17 protein-coding genes are annotated in these 19851 nt (G+C 71.1%); 2 read left to right on the forward strand and 15 right to left on the reverse strand.

The annotated features are described in order from the left end of the window. Positions 1–245: 245 nt before the first annotated feature. From B0675_RS05130 to B0675_RS05160, 7 genes are all read right to left on the reverse strand, one after another. A complete protein-coding gene (locus B0675_RS05130; RefSeq protein WP_081221596.1) occupies positions 246–1895 on the reverse strand; it encodes a beta-N-acetylhexosaminidase in 1650 nt (549 codons plus the stop codon). Between the two features lie 8 nt (positions 1896–1903). Then, entirely contained in the window at positions 1904–2758 is an 855-nt protein-coding gene (locus tag B0675_RS05135) for a carbohydrate ABC transporter permease (protein WP_081217540.1), read from the reverse strand. Then, positions 2755–3744 carry a sugar ABC transporter permease gene (locus B0675_RS05140; RefSeq protein WP_081217541.1) on the reverse strand — a complete coding sequence of 330 codons (990 nt, stop codon included), beginning with the start codon at positions 3742–3744 and terminating at the stop codon, positions 2755–2757. The genes B0675_RS05135 and B0675_RS05140 overlap by 4 nt, the downstream gene beginning before the upstream one ends. A gap of 4 nt (positions 3745–3748) precedes the next feature. Further along, positions 3749–5062 (reverse strand): extracellular solute-binding protein, encoded by a 1314-nt coding sequence (locus B0675_RS05145; protein ID WP_081217543.1) that lies wholly within the window; start codon positions 5060–5062, stop codon positions 3749–3751. 149 nt (positions 5063–5211) lie between these two features. Continuing rightward, positions 5212–5721 carry a hypothetical protein gene (locus B0675_RS05150; protein ID WP_081217544.1) on the reverse strand — a complete coding sequence of 170 codons (510 nt, stop codon included), beginning with the start codon at positions 5719–5721 and terminating at the stop codon, positions 5212–5214. A gap of 212 nt (positions 5722–5933) precedes the next feature. Continuing rightward, entirely contained in the window at positions 5934–6233 is a 300-nt protein-coding gene (locus B0675_RS05155; RefSeq protein ID WP_081217546.1) for a DUF3039 domain-containing protein, read from the reverse strand. Positions 6234–6318: 85 nt separating this feature from the next. Continuing rightward, positions 6319–6891: a YqgE/AlgH family protein gene (locus tag B0675_RS05160; RefSeq protein ID WP_081217547.1), complete on the reverse strand. Its 573-nt coding sequence runs from the start codon at positions 6889–6891 to the stop codon at positions 6319–6321. Between the two features lie 281 nt (positions 6892–7172). On the opposite strand from B0675_RS05160, the gene murA reads away from it, so the two are divergent. Then, a complete protein-coding gene (murA, locus tag B0675_RS05165; RefSeq protein ID WP_081217549.1) occupies positions 7173–8513 on the forward strand; it encodes a UDP-N-acetylglucosamine 1-carboxyvinyltransferase in 1341 nt (446 codons plus the stop codon). 157 nt (positions 8514–8670) lie between these two features. On the opposite strand, the gene B0675_RS05170 is transcribed toward murA, so the two are convergent. The 6 genes from B0675_RS05170 to B0675_RS05195 form a co-directional block, all read right to left on the reverse strand. Next, on the reverse strand, positions 8671–8952 hold the full coding sequence (locus tag B0675_RS05170) for an HU family DNA-binding protein (protein WP_007382399.1): 282 nt from the start codon (positions 8950–8952) through the stop codon (positions 8671–8673). A gap of 375 nt (positions 8953–9327) precedes the next feature. Beyond that, entirely contained in the window at positions 9328–10761 is a 1434-nt protein-coding gene (locus tag B0675_RS05175; RefSeq protein ID WP_081217550.1) for an NAD-dependent malic enzyme, read from the reverse strand. A 422-nt stretch (positions 10762–11183) separates the two neighbouring features. Beyond that, complete coding sequence (locus B0675_RS05180) at positions 11184–13601, reverse strand: UvrD-helicase domain-containing protein (RefSeq protein WP_081217552.1); 2418 nt, start codon at positions 13599–13601, stop codon at positions 11184–11186. A gap of 84 nt (positions 13602–13685) precedes the next feature. Then, positions 13686–14468: a zf-HC2 domain-containing protein gene (locus tag B0675_RS05185; protein WP_081217554.1), complete on the reverse strand. Its 783-nt coding sequence runs from the start codon at positions 14466–14468 to the stop codon at positions 13686–13688. Positions 14469–14506: 38 nt separating this feature from the next. Beyond that, a complete protein-coding gene (locus B0675_RS05190; protein ID WP_037619265.1) occupies positions 14507–15037 on the reverse strand; it encodes a sigma-70 family RNA polymerase sigma factor in 531 nt (176 codons plus the stop codon). A gap of 225 nt (positions 15038–15262) precedes the next feature. Beyond that, positions 15263–15850 carry an ABATE domain-containing protein gene (locus B0675_RS05195; RefSeq protein WP_081217556.1) on the reverse strand — a complete coding sequence of 196 codons (588 nt, stop codon included), beginning with the start codon at positions 15848–15850 and terminating at the stop codon, positions 15263–15265. Between the two features lie 238 nt (positions 15851–16088). Here B0675_RS05195 and B0675_RS05200 point away from each other — a divergent pair, with 238 nt between their 5' ends. Further along, positions 16089–16694, forward strand: a complete 606-nt coding sequence (locus B0675_RS05200; protein WP_347108071.1) for an anthrone oxygenase family protein — start codon at positions 16089–16091, stop codon at positions 16692–16694. On the opposite strand, the gene B0675_RS05205 is transcribed toward B0675_RS05200, so the two are convergent. After that, positions 16643–17812: a uroporphyrinogen-III synthase gene (locus B0675_RS05205; protein ID WP_081217557.1), complete on the reverse strand. Its 1170-nt coding sequence runs from the start codon at positions 17810–17812 to the stop codon at positions 16643–16645. The two genes, B0675_RS05200 and B0675_RS05205, sit on opposite strands and share 52 nt — an antisense overlap. Before the next feature lie 289 nt (positions 17813–18101). After that, the gene (locus B0675_RS05210; RefSeq protein WP_081217558.1) at positions 18102–19118 is read right to left on the reverse strand and encodes a hypothetical protein; all 1017 of its coding nucleotides are present in this window, start codon (positions 19116–19118) and stop codon (positions 18102–18104) included. Between the last annotated feature and the right edge of the window lie 733 nt (positions 19119–19851).

Below are 19851 nucleotides of genomic sequence, written 5' to 3' on the forward strand. Positions count from 1 at the left end.
CGTACGGTACGTGCTGACAGGGCGGACGTGGCAACTCTGGCACATCTTCCCCGGCACTCGGCGCGGGGGTCCGCTAGGAGGCATTCGCCCCTGTCGTCAGCGAGATGGTCTGTTTTCGCACGGCATCACCGGTGAGCGCGCATTGCCACTCTTCGGTGACCCCTAGGGCCTTTCTCCTTTTGGGGTCACCGGCCCGAAGAAGGCGGGCGGGAGCGGGGAGCGGGGCATGCCGGTCCGCTGCCGCCTCACACGTTCGGAGGCGCTCCCTCGATCGGGCGTCCGAGGACCCCGGGCCGGCGCTGCCACGGCAGCGGTCCGGCCGGCGGCCGGTAGCCCACCCCGAGGGCGTCGAGGCGCGCGTAGTGGTCGGTCATCCGCTGCTCGAACCCGGCGAAGTCCCGTTCGGCGGACGCCGGGAGACGGCTCCAAGCGACCTCGGCGAACGCGGCGAGCCGCGGGAACGCCTGGTAGTCCACGCGGGTGTGGTCCTCCATCACCTCGGTCCACAGGTTGGCCTGCGTGCCGAGCACGTGCCGCGCCTCCGCCTCGGTGAGCTGCGAGGGAACGGGCTCGAAGCGGTAGACGTCCTCCAGGGTGCGTACGTACGCGATGGGGACCGGCTCGTCCTCCCCCGCGGCCTGGCGGTAGTCCAAGTACACGTGCTGCTCGGGGCACATGACGACGTCGTGGCCCGCGCGCGCGGCCGTGACCCCGCCCTGGTAGCCGCGCCACGAGGAGACCGCGGCGCCCGGCGCGAGCCCGCCCTCCAGGATCTCGTCCCAGCCGATGAGCCGACGCCCGCGCTCGGAGAGCCACGTGTCGAAGTGCCGGATGATCCAGGACTGCAGGGCGTTCTCGTCGGCGAGCCCGAGTTCCTTGATGCGGGCCTGCGCGGTGGGCGACTGCTTCCACTGGTCCTTGGGGCACTCGTCGCCGCCGACGTGGAAGAAGCCCGAGAACTCCGGGAAGCGCGCCGGGTCCGCGGGGAACAGGTCGAGGAGTTCCTCGAAGACCCCTTCGTAGAAGCGCAGGGTGTCGTCGGTGGGGGCGAGTACGTTTTCGGCGATGCCCCAGTTGTCCCAGACGGTCAGCGAGGCCGTGTCGACGACGTCGGTGTTGCCCAGTTCCGGATACGCGGCGATGGCCGCCTGCGAGTGCCCGGGGATGTCGATTTCCGGGACGACGGCGATATGCCGGTCGGCCGCGTAGGCGACGATCTCGCGGATGTCGTCCTGGGTGTAGAAGCCGCCGTGCGGCTTGTCGTCCCACAGCGGTGAGGCGCGGTGGCCGAATTTGGTGCGGGCCCGCCAGGAACCGACCTCCGTCAGCTTCGGGTAGCGCTTGATCTCGACACGCCACCCCTGGTCGTCGCTGAGGTGGAAGTGGAAGACGTTGAGTTTGTGGGCGGCCAGCAGGTCGAGGTAGCGCAGGACGCCTTCCTTCGGCATGAAGTGCCGTGCCACGTCGAGCATGAGACCGCGCCAGCGGAATCGGGGGGCGTCCTCGATGGTGCGGGCCGCGATTTCCCGGGACGCCACCGGGCCGACGGGGGCGCGGCGAAAGGCGTCGGGGCCGAGGAGCTGACGCAGCGTCTGCGCGCCCCAGAACACACCGGCCGCGTCGCCGCCCCGGATCTCGGCTCCGGCCTCCCCGACGTCGAGCCGGTACGCCTCCGCTCCGAGCGTGTCGTCGAGGAGCAGCCGCACCTCGCCGGGTGCGTCCTGCGGCGCAGGTCGCAGGGGCAGTCCGAGGGCGGCGCCGAGCGTCGAGCGCAGCCAGCGTTCGGTGCCCTCGGTGCCGGGGGCCGCGGACAGCGTGGTGTCCACGCCGAGGGTGAACGCCCCGCGCTCGCCGCCCTCGACGGCCAGGGGCGCCGGAATCAGGCCCGTTTCCATCATGTCCATCAGTCCTTTACCGCTCCGCCGAGGCCGGAGACGAGTCGTCGCTGTACGAGAACGAAGAAGATCAGCACCGGAATCGTCATCACCGTGGAAGCGGCCATCACACCGCCCCAGTCGGGTTCGTCCGGCTTGTAGAAGACGAGAAGAGCCATCGGCAGGGTGGACTGCGAGGTGTCGCTGATGATGAAGGACTTGGCGAACAGGAAGTCGTTCCAGGCCGAGATGAAGGAAAACACACTGGTGGCCACGAGGCCGGGGAGGACGAGCGGGAAAAGGATCTGCCAGAGGAATCGAGCGCGGCTCGCGCCGTCGATGGAGGCGGCCTCCTCCAGCGCCTCCGGAACGGCCTTCACGAAACCGCGCAGCATCCAGATCGCGAAGGGCAGCGAGAAGGCGATGTGCGGCAGGATCAGCGAGCCCAGGGTGTTGAGCTGGCCGGCGTCACGCATGACGAAGAACAGCGGGATCGTCAGGGCCTCGACGGGCACCATCTGGGCCACCAGGAACATGATCAGCAGGGTGGTCCGGAATCGGAAGCGGAATCGCGTGACGGCGGTCGCGGCGAGAAACGCGATGAGTGCCGACGCGATCACCACGGAGCCCGCCACGACGAGGCTGTTGAGGAAGTAGCGGCCGAATTCCTGCTGTCCGAAGACGCGGCGGAAGGAATCCAGGGTGGGCGAGGCCGTCCAGGGCCGGGGCGTGCTGGACTCGATCTCCCCGGCCGGCTTGAAGGCGCCGAGCACCATCCAGTAGAGGGGGAAGGCGACCACGACGGCGACGAGCAGGGCGGTCGTCTCGGCCGCGAGCCGCCAGGGACGCCGCGGGCGCCGGACAACACCCTTGAGCAGGCTCACAGTTCCTCCCCTTGTCGGCGCAGCAGCCGCAGGTAGACCAGCGTGACGGCGAGCAGCAGCACCAGCATGACGACGCCGATGGCCGAGCCGAGGCTGTACTGGGAGGCGGCGAACGCCTTCTGGTAGGCGTAGACGTTCAGGACGAGGTTCTGCCCGGCGATGCCGCCGCCGCCCGTCATGACGTAGATCTGGGTGAAGACCTTGAAGTCCCAGATGACCGACTGGATGGTGACGACGACCAGGATCGGCCGGAGCATCGGCGCGAGCACCGAGCGCCAGATCCGCCACGGCGAGGCTCCGTCCAGGGCGGCCGCCTCCAGGACCTCGGACGGTACGGCGCGGATGCCCGCGTAGACCGTGACCATCACGAACGGGAAGGAGCACCAGACCACTTCGAGCAGGACGAGGGCGAAGGCACTGAGGCGGCCGTAGGTCCAGGAGTGGTCGCCGAGTCCGAACACCCGGTTGACGGGGCCGAAGTCGGGGTCGAAGAGGAACAGCCAGACCGTGGACCCGGTGACCGCGGGGGTCGCCCAGGCGCCGAGGGCGGCCAGCATCAGCGCGAGCCGCGGCAGGGCCCGTACGCGGGTGAGCAGCACGGCGAGGGCGCATCCGGTGGCCAGGGTCGACACCACGCAGGCCGCGGCGAACAGCACGGTGGCGAGGAGCACCTGCCAGAACTGTTCGTCGGCGAAGAGTTCGGTGTAGTTGCCGAAGCCCACGAAGGTGGTCGGCTGTCCTCCGCTGACCTGGGCCTGTGTGTACTCCAGGAAGGAGATCAGGCCGAGTTGGTAGATGGGGTAGACGAGCAGGCCGCCGAGGACGACCAGGGCGGGCGCGAGGTAGAGCCAGGGGGTCAGGCCGGCCCGCCCGCGCGGGGAGGGGCCGGACGCGGGTCCGCGGCCACGGCGCCCGGCGGGGCGGGGGACGGCCGTGGTGGCCGCCCCCCGTCCGGGGCGCTCGGCGAGGGTGTCGGGCGTCGCCATCCGCTCAGCCCGCGGAGCTGAACGCGTCGTTCATCTTCTTCGCCGCGTCGTCGGAGGCCTTGGCCACGTCCTTCTTGCCGCTGACGATCTCCTGGAACATCGTCGGCAGGACCAGCGAGGCGTCGATCTGCGCCCAGGCGGGCGAGGCCGGCACGAACTTGGCGCCGGACGCGAGGGTCTTCACGAAGGGCGCGACGAAGGGCTCGCGGTCAGCGACCTGTTCGCGGACGTCGGTGTAGGTCGGCAGGAAGCCCATCGCGTCGAAGAGTTCGCTCTGTGTCTTCTTGGACGCGAGCTGTTCCATCAGGTCGACGGCGAGTGTGCGGTGCGCGGTGCTCTTGAGGACACCGAGGTTGTTGCCTCCCGCGAAGGCGGGCGCGACCGAGCCGGCCTTCACCCCGGGCAGCGGTACCACCGCGTACTTGCCCTTGACGGTTCCGGCCTCGACCGCCGCGTGGCTGAAGTCGCCGCCGATCGCCATCGCGGCCTTGCCCGAGGCGAAGGCGGTCACCGTGTCGTTGCCGCCCATGCCCGCGCACTTGGCGGCGGGACAGTTGGTGTCACCGAAGAGCGAGGTGTAGGCCTTGATGCCCTTCCGGGCCTCGGCGCTGTCGATGGCGGAGGCGTAGGAGCCGCCCTTGCCCTGGGCGAGTTCACCGCCGTTGGCCCAGATGAACGGCATCGCGCCGTACGTGTAGGCGCCGCCCACGGCGAGCCCGTACAGGCCGGGTTTCGCGGCGTGGATCGTGCGTGCGGTCTCGGCGAGTTCGGCCTGCGTCTTCGGGACGGGGAGGTCCAGTTCCTTGAAGACGTCCGTGCGGTAGTACAGGGCGCGGACGCCGACGAAGTACGGGGCGCCGTAGACCTTGCCGTCCACGGTGACCGACTGCCGTGCGGTCGGGTCGGTGTCCTTGGCCTCGTCCCATGCGGCGAACTCCCCGGAGATGTCGGCGAGTCCGCCGTCCTTCACGTATCCGGCCGTGTCCGTGTTGCCGTACTCGATGACGTCCGGGGCGCTCTTCGGGTCGTTGAAGGCGGCCTTGATGCGCTGGGCGCGGGTCTCCACGGGGATGTACTCGATGTTCACCCGCGCGCCCTTGTGGGCCTTCTCGAAGGCGGCGACGGCCGCGTGGACCACCTTCTCCTTGGGCTTGTTGCCGACCTCCTGGAAGAGCCAGACACGCAGGGTGCCGCTCTTCTCGTCCTTGCCGGACGAGGAGTTGTCGGAGGTCTGGGGAGCGCAGGCGGTGGCGACGACCAGGGCCGCGAGGGCGGCTGCCGTCCGGGCGGCGCGAATTCCGGGAGCAGAGAGTTTCATCGAGCGTCCTCCGGTGGGGGGTGCGCGCGTTGCAACATGCGCAATGGCGGTTTTGCTCTGCACAACACCCCGGAGGCTATGGAGTACATGAACATGCCCACAAGAGGTCTCAACCACTCTGTGACCACGCGACGCACTCCGTGCAACGCTCAGCCCTCGGCCCCCTCCACGTCGCCCGTCCTCTCGCGCTTCTCCTCACGGCCCTCGCGCAGGGTCCGCCCCGCGGCCCGCTTGCTCACCACGGACAACGCGCGGATCGACGCGACGAGCAGCCACGCGTGACCACCCAGCGACAGCACCCCCCACTGCCGCTCGGCCGCGGGTCCGGTCGCCAGCAGGACGGCCCCTGCGAACAGGGCGCCCGCGGCGGCGCACTCGAGCTTCACCAGCGGGTGCGGCAGCAGCACTTCCCTCAGGAACCGCTCCCCGTACCACCACCGGAGCAGGCCGCCGGCCCCGACGAACGCGAGGGAGGCGCACAGGGGCGCGGCGAGCACCACCGTCCACGTCGGCAGCGGGTGACCGGCCTCGCCCTGCCGCGCGAGCACGACGCCGCAGGCCCCGGTCACCGCCCCGCACAGCGCGACGGCCAGCTCGGCCAGGTTCTCGGCCTCCGGGCCCCGGTCGCCGTACACCCCGTCGTTGACGGCGCGCCTCACGGCGACCCGCCTCCGCAGACCGGGACCGCATCGCCCGGCCCTCGGGCCCTGGCCCCCTCTGCCGAGGGCCGCGCCCAGGACACGCAGCAGCAACTCCACACCCCACCCCTTCGCTCCGGCCTCGCGCACGACAAGGCCGCGGCGTCCCTCGTCAGGGACACCGCGGCCTCGCGCGGTCCACGCGGCGTACTGCGCCGGGGAGAGCCGTGGCGTTACTTCTTGTCGCCGCCGCCCTTGCCCTGGTCGCCGCCGGCGCCCATGGACTCGAAGATCTCCTTGCACATGGGGCACACGGGGTACTTCTTCGGGTCGCGGCCCGGCACCCACACCTTGCCGCACAGCGCCACGACGGGCGTGCCGTCCAGCGCGCTCGCCATGATCTTGTCCTTCTGGACGTAGTGGGCGAAGCGCTCGTGGTCCCCGTCGCCGTGCGACACCTGCGGCGTCGGCTCCACGAGGGTCCCCGTCCCCGTGCCTCGCTGGGGCTGGGTCTCAGGCTCAAGAGTGCTCATGCAGCCAAGGGTACTGGGGCCGGAGGCCATCGGTTGAGGGAAGGGTCGCGTGCCACTCCGAGGAGCCGCGGGGGCCCCGCCGGGGTCAGTTCAGGGAGGGGTCGTCCGGGTACGTCGCCACCATCGCCAGTTCACTGCGCTGGCGGCGCAGGACCTCGCGCCACAGCCCTTCCGGGGCCGGCGAGGAGACGTCCCCCGGCTCGGACTCCACGACGTACCAGGCGCCCTCGCCCAGCTCGTTCTCCAGCTGGCCCGGGCCCCAGCCGGCGTAACCGGCGAAGATGCGCAGGGAACCGAGCGCCGAGGCGAGCAGCTCCGGCGGGGCCTCCAGATCGACGAGACCGATCGCTCCGTGCACCCGCCGCCAGCCGAGCGGCGCCCGCTCGGCCGACGCCCCGCCCGGGATGACAGCGACGCCGAGCGCCGAGTCCAGCGAGACCGGGCCGCCCTGGAACACGACACCCGGCTCACCCGCGAGGCCGGCCCAGGCCTCCAGGATGTCCCCGACGCCCACGGGGGTCGGCCGGTTGAGGACGACGCCGAGGGAGCCCTCCTCGTCGTGGTCGAGGAGCAGCACCACCGCGCGGTCGAAGTTCGGGTCCGCCAGGGCGGGCGTGGCCACGAGCAGCCGCCCTGTGAGCGAGGACACCTCGGTCATGCGAGACATGATCCCGCACATTCCCGTCGCGTGGGGAGCCAATACCCGTACGCGAGTGAATGCAGCTCAGGGCGCAACGGAGCGCCGACCGCGCACGCCGGGAGCGGTGACCCCGTGTGCCCGTTTCGGAACGGTTCGTGTTGTGGCAAAGCTATGACGCACCTGAGGCGTCCGTGGGCTTACAGAGGGGGGGTGGGCGGCCATTACCCTTGCTGTTCGGCTCCCGTACGACCGGCCTGCCGACGACTCACACCTGCCCAACTCATCGGAACGCGAGATACATGACCGTCAACGACGATGTCCTGCTTGTCCACGGCGGAACCCCGCTTGAGGGCGAGATCCGTGTCCGCGGTGCGAAGAATCTCGTACCGAAGGCCATGGTCGCCGCCCTCCTGGGCAGTGGTCCGAGCCGGCTGCGCAACGTCCCCGACATCCGCGACGTGCGGGTCGTGCGCGGACTGCTGCAGCTGCACGGTGTGACCGTCCGTCCGGGTGAGGAACCCGGCGAGCTGGTCCTCGATCCGTCCCATGTCGAAAGCGCGAACGTCGCTGACATCGATGCCCACGCGGGCTCGTCGCGCATCCCGATCCTCTTCTGCGGCCCGCTGCTGCACCGTCTCGGCCACGCCTTCATCCCCGGTCTCGGCGGCTGCGACATCGGCGGCCGGCCGATCGACTTCCACTTCGAGGTGCTGCGCCAGTTCGGCGCGAAGATCGAGAAGCGGGAGGACGGCCAGTACCTGGAGGCCCCGCAGCGGCTGCGCGGCACCAAGATCCAGCTGCCCTACCCCTCGGTCGGCGCGACCGAGCAGGTGCTGCTCACCGCGGTGCTCGCGGAAGGCGTCACGGAGCTCTCGAACGCGGCGGTGGAGCCGGAGATCGAGGACCTGATCTGCGTCCTGCAGAAGATGGGCGCCATCATCGCGATGGACACCGACCGGACGATCCGCATCACCGGTGTGGACACGCTCGGCGGCTACACCCACGCGGCCCTCCCGGACCGCCTGGAGGCCGCCTCCTGGGCTTCCGCGGCCCTGGCGACCGAGGGCAACATCTACGTCCGCGGCGCCCAGCAGCGGTCGATGATGACGTTCCTGAACACCTACCGCAAGGTGGGCGGTGCCTTCGAGATCGACGACGAGGGCATCCGCTTCTGGCACCCGGGCTCGCAGCTCAAGTCCATCGCCCTGGAGACGGACGTCCACCCCGGCTTCCAGACGGACTGGCAGCAGCCGCTGGTCGTCGCCCTGACGCAGGCCACCGGCCTGTCGATCATCCACGAGACGGTGTACGAGTCCCGGCTGGGGTTCACCTCCGCGCTCAACCAGATGGGCGCGCACATCCAGCTCTACCGTGAGTGCCTCGGCGGCTCGAACTGCCGCTTCGGGCAGCGCAACTTCCTGCACTCCGCGGTCGTTTCGGGCCCGACGAAGCTCCAGGGCGCCGACCTGGTCATCCCCGACCTGCGCGGCGGCTTCTCGTACCTCATCGCGGCGCTGGCGGCCCAGGGCACCTCGCGGGTCCACGGCATCGACCTGATCAACCGCGGCTACGAGAACTTCATGGACAAGCTGGTGGAGCTCGGCGCGAAGGTCGAGCTCCCGGGCAAGGCGCTGGGCTGACCCAGCCTCCCGGCCCCCGGCCGGCTCGTGCGGCTGGGGGTCCGGGGGTCATCCCGGTGATACGTACGACGATGGGGCGGCCCCCCTGAAAGGGGCCGCCCCATCGGCGTTCCGCGCCTCGTACGTGTCCCGTCCTGCGGGACCGCACCGGCCAGGACTACTTGCCCTTGGCGGCTTCCTTGAGCTTGCTGCCCGCGGAGACCTTCACGCTGTAGCCGGCCGGGATCTGGATCGGGTCGCCGGTCTGCGGGTTGCGCGCGGTGCGAGCGGCACGGTGGGTGCGCTCGAAGGTCAGGAAGCCGGGGATGGTGACCTTCTCGTCGCCCTTGGCGACGATCTCGCCGACGGTCTCGGCGAAAGCGGCCAGAACGGCGTCGGCGTCCTTGCGGGTCACCTCGGCACGGTCGGCCAGCGCGGCCACCAGCTCACTGCGGTTCATGTCGTTACTCCCGTGTTCTTCTTGCTGTTGAGGCGTGCCACGCGGCGGAGCCGCATATCCGGCACAGTGAAGCCGATGCTGCCAGGGTCCTCGGTCGGCCCCCGGACCCGGGTCCGTAGCCAGACCGTCGCGCCCGAAGACGCATCCTGCCCCCACCTGCGGCGGGAAAGCCAATCCGGCACCCCTGGGAGTCACACGAACACCCTTGGGGGTCACACGGAAAGGCCTGCGAGGCCTGAGCCTGGCCGCCACCATAGAGGCGGCCACTGGCCCCGCGTTCCGCGACGCGCCGGGTTGCGGGCGGTCGTGGCGCCCGTCACAGGCGGGCCACCGGCCGCCTCCGGCCGGTTCTGCGGTCCGGCCCGGCCCGCTCGGCTACGCGGTCGTACTGGCCGCGTCCGTCACCCCCGCCGCCTTCGCGGCGTTGCGCACCGCTCCGGCGACCGCGCCCGCGACCTTGTCGTTGAAGACGCTGGGGATGATGTAGTTCGGGTTGAGCTCGTCCTCGGTCACCACGTCCGCGAGCGCGGCAGCGGCGGCGAGCATCATCTCCGTGTTGACGGTACGCGACTGGGCGTCCAGGAGGCCACGGAAGACGCCCGGGAACACCAGGACGTTGTTGATCTGGTTGGGGAAGTCGGAGCGGCCGGTGGCGACAACGGCCGCCGTCTGCCGGGCGATCGCCGGGTCGACCTCGGGGTCGGGGTTCGCGAGCGCGAACACGATGGCATTGTCGGCCATCCGGGCCACGTCGTCGCCGTCGATCACGTTCGGGGCCGACACGCCGATGAAGACGTCCGCCTCCCGGACGGCCTCCTTCAGCGTGCCGGTGAGGCCCTCGGGGTTGGTGTTGTCGGCGATCCAGCGCAGCGGCGAGTCGGGGGCCGCGGCGACGAGGTCGGAGCGGTCCGCGTGCACCACGCCGTGGATGTCGGCGACGACGGCGTTCTTCACACCGGCGGCGATCAGCAGCTTGAGGATGGCCGTGCCGGCCGCGCCCGCGCCGGACATGACGACACGGATGTCACCGATGGCCTTGCCCGCGACACGCAGGGCGTTCGTCAGCGCGGCGAGGACCACGATGGCCGTGCCGTGCTGGTCGTCGTGGAAGACGGGGATGTCGAGCGCCTCGCGCAGCCGGGCCTCGATCTCGAAGCAGCGCGGCGCGGAGATGTCCTCCAGGTTGATGCCCGCGAAGCCGGGGGCGATGGCCTTCACGATCTCGACGATCGCGTCGGTGTCCTGGGTGTCCAGGCACAGCGGCCAGGCGTCGATGCCGGCGAAGCGCTTGAAGAGGGCCGCCTTGCCCTCCATGACGGGCAGCGCGGCCTTGGGTCCGATGTTGCCCAGGCCCAGCACGGCGGAGCCGTCCGTCACGACCGCAACGGAGTTGCGCTTGATGGTGAGGCGGCGGGCGTCCTCGGGGTTCTCGGCGATCGCCATGCACACCCGCGCCACGCCCGGGGTGTAGATCATGGAGAGGTCGTCACGGTTGCGGATCGGGTGCTTGGACTGCATCTCGATCTTGCCGCCGAGGTGCATCAGGAACGTACGGTCGGAGACCTTGCCGAGGGTGACGCCCTCGATGTGGCGCAGCTGTTCGACGATCTCGTCGGCGTGCGCGGTGGAGGTCGCCGCGATGGTGACGTCGATCTGGAGCTTCTCGTGGCCGGATGCGGTCACGTCGAGGCCGGTCACCGAGCCTCCGTTGGACTCGACGGCCGTGGTGAGCTGGGAGACCGCCGTTCCGCTCGCGGGCACCTCCAGCCTGACCGTGTTCGAGTAGGAGACGCTGGGCGCCGTTGCCATGGCCGACTTCCTCTGCTTTCACCGTGTCACTGCGTTTGTGCCGTCCGATCGTCGCACCTACCCCTGAGTACGTGGTAGTCGCCCCGGATTGCGAACGTTTTGTTCGCGAGGGGCTCGCGGTTTCGGAAAACGGATTCCACCATACGAGAATCGGCCGGGCAACGAAAGAGGCCCACGTCACGGGGTGACGTGGGCCTCTTCAGGTCCTCCGGGGAGGACGACGTTCATGACACCGACCCGCCATGCTCGCCTCGCGGCAAGTGGTCGCTCGTAGCGACGAAGGTTGGGCCCGGGGGCTTGGATCGAGCCGGTGTCACGTCAAAGGTAACAAAGGATCCCCGTAAGGCAATTCCCGTCCCGGGAGTTCTTTTTCGGCGGGGCGTGGGGGCGGGCGCGGACCGGAGCGGTCGAAGCGGACGGGGTCAGTCCCTGAGCAGGTCGGGGACCCCGGACGCGTCGGGATCGTCGCGGTCGCTGGAGACGACGGTCAGTTGCTGGGTCGCCCGCGTCAGGGCGACGTACAGGACCCGCAGCCCGGCCGGCGACTCGTCCGCGATCTCCGCGGGCGACACGACCACGTTCGCGTCGTACTCCAGTCCCTTGGCCTCCAGGCTGCCGAGGGCCACCACGCGGTCCCCGAGCCCGGCGAGCCAGCGGGCGGCCTCCTCGCGCCGGTTCATGGCGACGACGACACCCACCGTGCCGTCGACCCGGTCGAGCAGCCGGGCCGCCTCGGCGCGCACGGTCTGGGCGAGGGACTCCCGGACGACGGCGAAGCGCGGCTCGACGCCCGTGGACCGGACCGCGGAGGGCGAGTCCGAGCCCGGCATCGCGAGTGCGAGGACCTTGGCGGCCAGCTCGGCGATCTCGGCCGGGTTGCGGTAGTTCACGGTGAGCGTGAAGCGGCGCCGGGGGCGGGTGCCGAGGGCTTCGTCGCGTGCCTCGGCGGCCTCGTCCGGGTCGGACCAGGACGACTGGGCCGGGTCGCCGACGACCGTCCAGGTGGCGTGCCGGCCACGACGGCCGACCATCCGCCACTGCATGGGCGTGAGGTCCTGCGCCTCGTCCACGATGACGTGGGCGTACTCGGTGCGCTCCTGGGCGAGCCGCTCGGCGCGCTCGCGCTGCGACTCCTCGCGCACCGGCATCAGCTCCTCCAGGCCGGTGAGCTGGTCCAGCGGCTCCAGGTCGCGGCGCTTCCTGGGCCGCGCGGGCATCCCGACGATCGCCTGGAGCTCGTCGAGCATCGCCACGTCGTGCACGGACAGCCCGTCCCGCTTCAGCGAGCGCGCCACCCGGCGCACCTCGCCCGGGTTGAGGATGCGCCGCGCCCAGCGTCCGAGCCGCCGCTCGTCGGCCATCGCGGTCAGCACGCCGCGCGGGGTCAGCTCGGGCCACCAGGCGTCCAGGAACGTCAGGAAGCTGTCCTCGGAGGTGACGTCCTCGTCGAACGAGGAGCGCAGTTCGGCCGCCAGTTCCGGGTCGGAGTGCCGGGTCCCGGCGCCCGACCGCGCCCACAGCGCGTCGAGCAGCAGTTTGCGGGCGCGCGGGCGCAGCAGGTTGACCGGAGCGGTCCCGCCGAGCGCGTTGTGCTTGATGCGGTCGAGTTCGGCGGACTCCAGCTCGATGCGGCGTCCGAAGGCCACGACCCGCAGCCGGGTGGGGGGTCCGGCGGGCGCGGTGTCGGGTTCGCCGAAGGCGAGCTGCCCGGAGTCCGCGTCACGGGAGCCGCCCGACCCGTTCCGGCCGTTCGCTCCGCCGGGCGTCTCCAGCGCCCCGCGGGCTGCCTTCCGCAGCACCTTCAGCATCCGGTACGACCCCTTGGCGCGGGCGACCGCGGGAGCGTCGTACAGCGTGGCGCTCACGCCGTCGACGAGTGAGCCGATCGCGCGGATGGCGACCTGGCCCTCCTCGCCGAGCGAGGGCAGGACGCCCTCGGTGTAGGCGACGAGCAGCGGGGTCGGCGAGACGATCAGGATGCCGCCCGCGTACCGGCGGCGGTCCTGGTAGAGGAGGTAGGCGGCCCGGTGCAGGGCCACCGCGGTCTTGCCGGTGCCGGGGCCGCCCTCGACGTAGGTCACGGAGGCGGCGGGGGCGCGGATCACCAGGTCCTGTTCGGCCTGGATCGACGCCACGATGTCGCGCATGGAGTGGCTGCGGGCCTGGCCGAGCGCGGCCATCAGCGCGCCGTCCCCGACGACGGAGAGCCGGCGGCCGTCCAGCGCGGCCGTCAGCTCGGGACGCATCAGGTCGTCCTCGACGCCGAGGACCTTGCGGCCCTTGGAGCGGATCACGCGGCGGCGTACGACCCGGCCCGGGTCGACCGGGGTCGAGCGGTAGAACGGGGCCGCGGCGGGCGCCCGCCAGTCGATGACGAGCGGCGAGTAGTCGGCGTCCAGGACGCCGATACGGCCGATGTGGAGCGTCTCGGCGATGTCGGCGGTGTTGTCCTCGCGGACCGCGCCCTCGGCGGGCTCGACCGCCGTGTACGCGCCGTCGGGGCCCTTCTTGCCGTCCTTCCCGAGCAGCAGGTCGATGCGGCCGAAGAGGAAGTCCTCGAACTCGTTGTTGAGCCGGTTGAGGTGGATTCCGGCGCGGAACACCTGGGCGTCGCGTTCCGCGAGCGCCCCGGGCGTGCCGACCTGACCGCGCTGGGCGGCGTCGTTCATCAGGAACTCGGCCTCATGGATCTTCTCCTCGAGGCGCCGGTAGACCCGGTCCAGATGGTGTTGTTCGACGCCGATCTCCCGGTCCCTCACGGAGTCGTCCTGGGCGGACTTCTCCGCTGCGGACGGACGGACCGAACCGACCGCGGATTCCTGCTGAGCCTGAGCGGCCACCGGGCCCCCTTCTGACGTGCTGGGCAGCCGTCAACCGTACGCGAAGGGGGGCCCGCCGGGCTACGTGCGCGCCCGGGGGTTCGCTCACGCGTCCACTTCGACGAGCCGCTTCCCGTCGAAGGTCATGACCTCGAAGTGGTCGATCTGGTTCGGCGTGAAGGCCGCGCCTCCGTGCACGTAGAGCGGCTGCTTCGCCTCCTCGGCCTTGGCATTGGGGATGCCGTAGCCCCACTTCGGGACCGCCCAGGTGGTGACCGTCTCGCGCTCGCCGTTCTTGCCGACGGCGATCAGGGAGCACTTGAGCGGGCCCTTGACGTTCTTGAGCTGGAGGACGGCGTGGGTGCCCCAGTCCTTCGGCTCGACGGCGACGACGGCGTTGACCTTGGTGGTCGGGTCCGTGGCCTGCGTCTTGTCCGTCATCACGTCGAAGGCGGCCTTGGCGGGGCTGGTCGCGTGCGCCTGCGGCACGGTCGTACCGCTGTCGCTGCCGCCGTTGACGGCCATGACGGTCAGCGGACCGCCGACGATCAGTGCGGCCGCGGCCGCCACCAGGTACATTCCACGCCTGCGCTTGTGGGCGCGGCGTGCCGCGACCTCGTCGACCAGTCGCTCCGCGAGCCGTGGGCTCGGGCGGGCCGAGAGGGACTCCGCGATGGCCGGGCTGCCCTGTGAGGCCGGCAGGTCCGCGAGCGCGGCGAGCATCGGCTCCATCCCGGCCAGCTCGTCGAGCTGCTGGGCGCACCACTCGCAGGTCGCCAGATGCTCCTCGAAAGCGCTTGCCTCGGCGTCGTCGAGGATGCCGAGCGCGTAGGCGCCGACGGTCTCGTGGATGTCTCCGGGGCCTTGCTGTCCCCGCGGACCCTGCATGGCTCCCGGACCACCTGTTCCGTAACCCCCGTACGTGTTCATGCCGTCACCCCCCGCTCCTCCAGAGCCAGCTTCATCGACCGCAGGGCGTAGAACACCCGGGAGCGCACGGTGCCGCTGGGGATGCCGAGCGTCTCGGCCGCCTCATTGACCGTACGCCCTTTGAAGTATGTTTCGACCAGTACCTCCCTGTGAGCAGGGGTCAGGTCGTCCAGCGCGTCCGACAGTGTCATCAGCCACAACGCCTTGTCGATCTCGTCCTCCGCGGGGATGACCTCCAGCGGCGACGGGTCGACCTCCTGCGGCCGGGCCTGCCGACTGCGGTGGCCGTCGATGACGATGCGTCGGGCGACCGTCACCAGCCAGGGGCGTACCGAACCGGTCGCTCGATTGAGCTGGCCGGCGTTCTTCCAGGCACGGATGAGTGTTTCCTGCACGACGTCCTCGGCACGCTGCCGGTCGCCTGCGACCAGGCGCAGCACGTACGCCAGCAAGGGCCCCGCGTGTTCCCGGTACAGCGCACGCATCAGCTCCTCGTCGGGTTCGGTCGACGAGGACTGCTGAGACATGCGATGTCGGGCCCTTGGCCTACGTTCGTCAGCCACGGCGGAATCCTTGCGCACGCCTACCTCCGGTGTCCGGGGGTTCCCCCAGTCGGTCGCTCATCACCGGGTACGTGTGCTGGTACGCGGGTGTTCAAAGTGCACAGGGTTTTTTCTGTTTGAGTTGTGAAGACAGCGAAAAGGAAGCGTATCGATCACCTCCGGTCACAGGAGGATCACGGACGGGTGTGGTCAGGCGCGGGCCAGGGCCGCCCTGCGGCGATGCCGGGCCACCCGCTCCCGATTGCCGCACACCTCGCTCGAACACCATCGTCGCCGCCGGCCACGCGAGGTGTCCAGATAGACGATCGGGCAGTTGTCACCTTCGCACTGTCGCAGACTCGCCCGCGCCGCAGGGTCGGTGAGCAGATCGAGGGCGTCCCGGGCCACCACGGCGAGCAGTTCGGCGCAGCCGGGCTCGGTGTGCAGCCGTCGGCGCAGCGAGCCGTCGTCGGTGCGGACGGCCCAGGGAGCGGGCGGCGCGGCCAGGGCCGCGGCGTTGACCCGGGCGAGGGCGCTGTCGGCGGGCCGGCCGTCCAGTTCGCCGCGCACCAACTGGGAGATGTGGCCGCGCAGTTCCCGGAAGCCGAGCAGCCAGAGGGTGTCCACCGAGTTCAGTGGGGTGCCCGCGGGCACCAGGCCCGACGCGACGACCCAGGCGCGCAACCGGCCCGCGGAGTCGAGCCGTTCGTCGGGATGGGTGGTGGCCGTCAGGTCCAGGCAGATCCGCCCGGAGTCGAACCGCAGGTCGTACGAGGCTGTGGCCGTGCCCGCTGCCATGCGCCTGTCACCGCCTTGGGGTCACCCGCCGTGGTCCCTCCTACAGTGCATGCCCGCACGCCGTGCCGGAAGACTCCGTACCACCCCGTACCGGACACGTTCACGACACCCGCGCACCGGCCGCGCCGCACGCCGTTCCGCGGCCCGGCTCCGCGCCGGCGAAACGGTGGACGCCCGCGTATGCGACCGCGCTCCTCGGCCATGTCACCCGCCGGACCGGACCGCTTGACTGACGGACATGACGACCGACGCGAACACCACGAACACCGAACATCCCACCGGCACGAACACCGGCACCGACCTGGTGCGGCGGCGCGGCACGGCGGCGGGCGTCCTGGGGGCGGCGACCGTCGCGATGGGCCTGATCGCCGGCGTGTTCTACATCTTCGCCTGCGCGATCATGCCCGCCCTGGCCCGCAGCGACGACCGCGTCTTCATCGAGGTCATGCAGAACGTCAACGACGTCATCCAGAACCCCGTGTTCTTCCTCGCCTTCCTGGGCGCACTCGTCCTGACAGCCGTCGCCGCCTGGCAGTCGCGCGGCGCCCCGCACCGGTGGTGGGTGTTCGCCGCCCTCGCCGCCTACGCGCTCGCCGTCGCCCTCACCGCGGCCGTGAACATCCCGCTCAACGACGACCTGGCCGCCGCGGGCGCCCCCACCCGGATCGCCGAACCCGCCGCCGTACGCGACCGTTTCGAGGACACCTGGGTGGCCTGGAACGTCGTACGCGCCGTGCTCTCGACCGTCGCCCTGGCCTGCCTCGCCCGCGCGCTGTACCTGTTCCGGCGCCCTCAGGCGTCGGCGTACTTGGAGTCCGCGGCCGGGTCGAGCGCGAGCCGGTAGCCGCGCTTGACCACGGTCTGGATCAGCCCGGGCGCGCCGAGTGCCGTCCGCAGCCGGGCCATCGCGGTCTCCACGGCGTGCTCGTCCCGCCCGGCTCCGGGCAGCGCGCGCAGCAGCTCCGCCCGCGCCACCACCCAGCCGGGCCGTCGCGCGAGGGACCGCAGCAGCGACATCCCGGCGGGCGGTACGGGCCGCAGCGCGCCGTCCACCAGCACCGCGTGCCCGCGGATCTCCATCCGGTGCCCCGCGACGGGCAACGTCCTCGCCCTGCCCGGCAGTTCCTGGCAGAGCACCTGCACGAGCGGCGCGAGCCGGAACCGCTCGGGCTGCACGGTCTCCACGCCCTCGGCCTGCAACGGCAGCGCGGTGACCGGGCCGACGCAGACGGGCAGCACGTCGTGGCGCAGGGCGGCGACGATGTCCGCGCGCAGTCCTCGGTCCCCGGCACGGGAGAGCAGGGACGCGGCGGCGGGCGCGCTGGTGAAGGTGACCGCGTCCAGGCCGCGGGTGAGGACGGCGTCGAGCAGCCGGTCGACCGGCCCGATGTCCTGCGGCGGCATCCACCGGTACACCGGCACGGGCACGACCTCGCCGCCGGCCGCGCGCAGCGACTCGACGAACCCGGGCAGCGGTTCACCGTGCAGCAGTACGGCGACACGGCGGCCCTCGACTCCCTGGTCGAGCAGCCGTCCCAGGACCTCGGACATCGACTCGGAGACGGGCGACCACGCCTCGGTCAGCCCCTGGGCCCGGATCGCGCCCTTCACCTTGGGTCCCCGGGCCAGCAATTCGGCCTCTCCCAGCCGCGCGAGCAACTCCGCGCCGAGACCCCACCCATGGGCGGCCTCGACCCACCCCCGGAACCCGACGGCGGTGCTGGCCACCACGAGATCGGGCCCACGCTCGACCAACTCCCGCGTCACCGAGCGCAGTTCCCCGTCATCACCGAGCGGCACGATCCGCAGGGCGGGCCCGTGCACGACGGCGGCCCCGCGCCTGCGCAGCAATGCGCCGAGCTCCTCGGCCCGCCGCGCGGCGGTCACCCCCACGGTGAACCCGGAAAGAGGCCCGGGCACACCCCCCGCCCCTCGATCCGACCCCTGCAGTTCGTCGTACATAGACCGGCGCTCGCCTCGCACTCGTCGAGTCGTGGTCCGGCACCGAAGACGTCGGCCACCGGGAAGGGGGTTCTCATAGGTCCGCGAATGACCGGGAGCCTGTCAACGCCCCATGACAACCAGGGTTCCCCCCGATGTCGGAGCTGTTACGGGCGACGTGAAGGGCGCGCGGACGGGGCGCGGGACGAAGGGGAGGACGAGCGGGGGCGAGGGGTGAGGCGGGGGAAAGGTATACGGCTCGTGCGGGGGTGGTGGGCAGAGAGGGAAAGGGCAGGGTGGCTGGTCCGGGTCAGGACCGGGCCGGCGGCTGGGACTGCGGCTGCGGCTGGGCGTGGCTGGTGTACGGGTTGGGGCCGGGATGCCGTGCCGGTGCGGGGGCGGACGGATTGTAGGGACCGGGGGCGGCGGGGGCGGCCGGGGCCTGGGCTCCGTAGGGACTCTGCCCCTGGGTGGGGGGCTGGGCGTAGGGGCCCGGCTGAACGTGGGCCGAGGGAGCGGTCGGCTGGGCGTAGGGGCCCGGCGGGGTGGACTGGGCCGACGCGGTGGGCTGCGTCGGCGCAGCGAGGGGCATCTGTGGGGCCTGAGGGGGCTGTGGGGAGGAGGCGCCGTATGGACCGACCGGACCGTACGGGCCGTACGGGCCGGGGGTCTGCCCTCCGTATCCGGCGCCGGGTGGGCCGCCGTGCCCCCCGTAACCGGCGTATCCGCCGTACCCGGCCGTCGGCGGCAGGTACCGCACGCGCCCGCCCTCTTCCGTCACGGGAGCGAATCCGGCCGCTTGCAGCCGGGCCGCGAACTTGGCGTTGCGCTTGCGCGTGACGACGATTCCGATGCCGAGGACGACCATGAGAACGGCCCACAGGACTCCGGCGACGGTCCAGGCGACGGAGTCGCCGCCGGTCCGTACGCCGAGGACCACACAGGCGACGGTGAGGCCGACGAACCCGTACCGCATCCGCTTCTCGGCGTTCTTGCCGGTGAGGTCGAAGTTGATCCGGGCCTTGAGGAGTTCAAGGGCGTCGGGGACGACGGGAGGGAGGGAGACGCCGTCTCCGGCCTTCGGATACTGGGCCCAGTTCTGCGCGGCGCGCGCCTGGGCCTGCGGGGCGGGGTCGGGGACGATGAGCATGGTGAGCGCGTTGTTGCGACCGCTGCCCTGCCGTACGTCCGCGTACTCGTACCCGAACTGCTGCGCCGTGAAGGCGAGTCGGGCGAGCTTCTTCACGGAGGCCATGGGGCTGGTGAGCTGCACGGGCTCCCCCGAGGCCATCAACCGGAACATCTGCCGAACCTGCCGCTTACCCATCCCGCCCCCAACTCCCCGCACTTCAGCCACGTTCACAGCAGCAACGGGGGTCAGCTTTTCATGGGGGTGGGGGTACGTAGGAGCGAGGTGGGGGCGGTTTACCAGGGCTTGACCGGCCCTGTTCAGCCGCCCGCCACTTCCAGAGGGCTGTCGAAACACACGGTGGACGCCACCTGGCGGAGGATCGCTCGGTACTGCTCGTGACGTGCGACAGCCGTGGTGCTCAGGGTGCAGACCGCGAGTCGCTTGCAGTCCGGGTGCGGCAGGTGAGCGTGGAACTGGATCAGAGGCACCTGCGGCAGACCGCAACCCGCCCTGGGTGTACGGAGCGTCTCACTGAAAGTTGCCGGACCGCAGGCGAGTTCGGCGCACTCGATCCTCGTGCTTCCTACGGGGCCACCTACCGCGCGAGCTGCTGTCACGGCACGCGGTGACACTGCGGTCGGCACCCAGGAGACGGTGAGGAATGACAGCAGCGGTCTGCTCCCACCCGGAGTCGTCTCGTCTACGTCATCGCGATGCAGGCCGACCGAGCAATGGACGATTCCCGCTTCACTCAAGCCTCTGAGCAACTCCTGGCCCTGGGCGAGCTGGGCGATGAACTGCTGCCGGGCCATCTCGTCCGGCGCTGCACGGAGAACGGGCGCCAGAGCCGAACGCAGCTCTCCGGCCGACGGTGAGTCCGGCGACGGGAGCAACGCAGTGAGTGGGAGGGCGGTGAAACCCGCCGGCT

The organism is Streptomyces sp. M41(2017), assembly GCF_002078175.1.
In the GTDB taxonomy this organism is placed as follows: Bacteria; Actinomycetota; Actinomycetes; order Streptomycetales; family Streptomycetaceae; genus Streptomyces.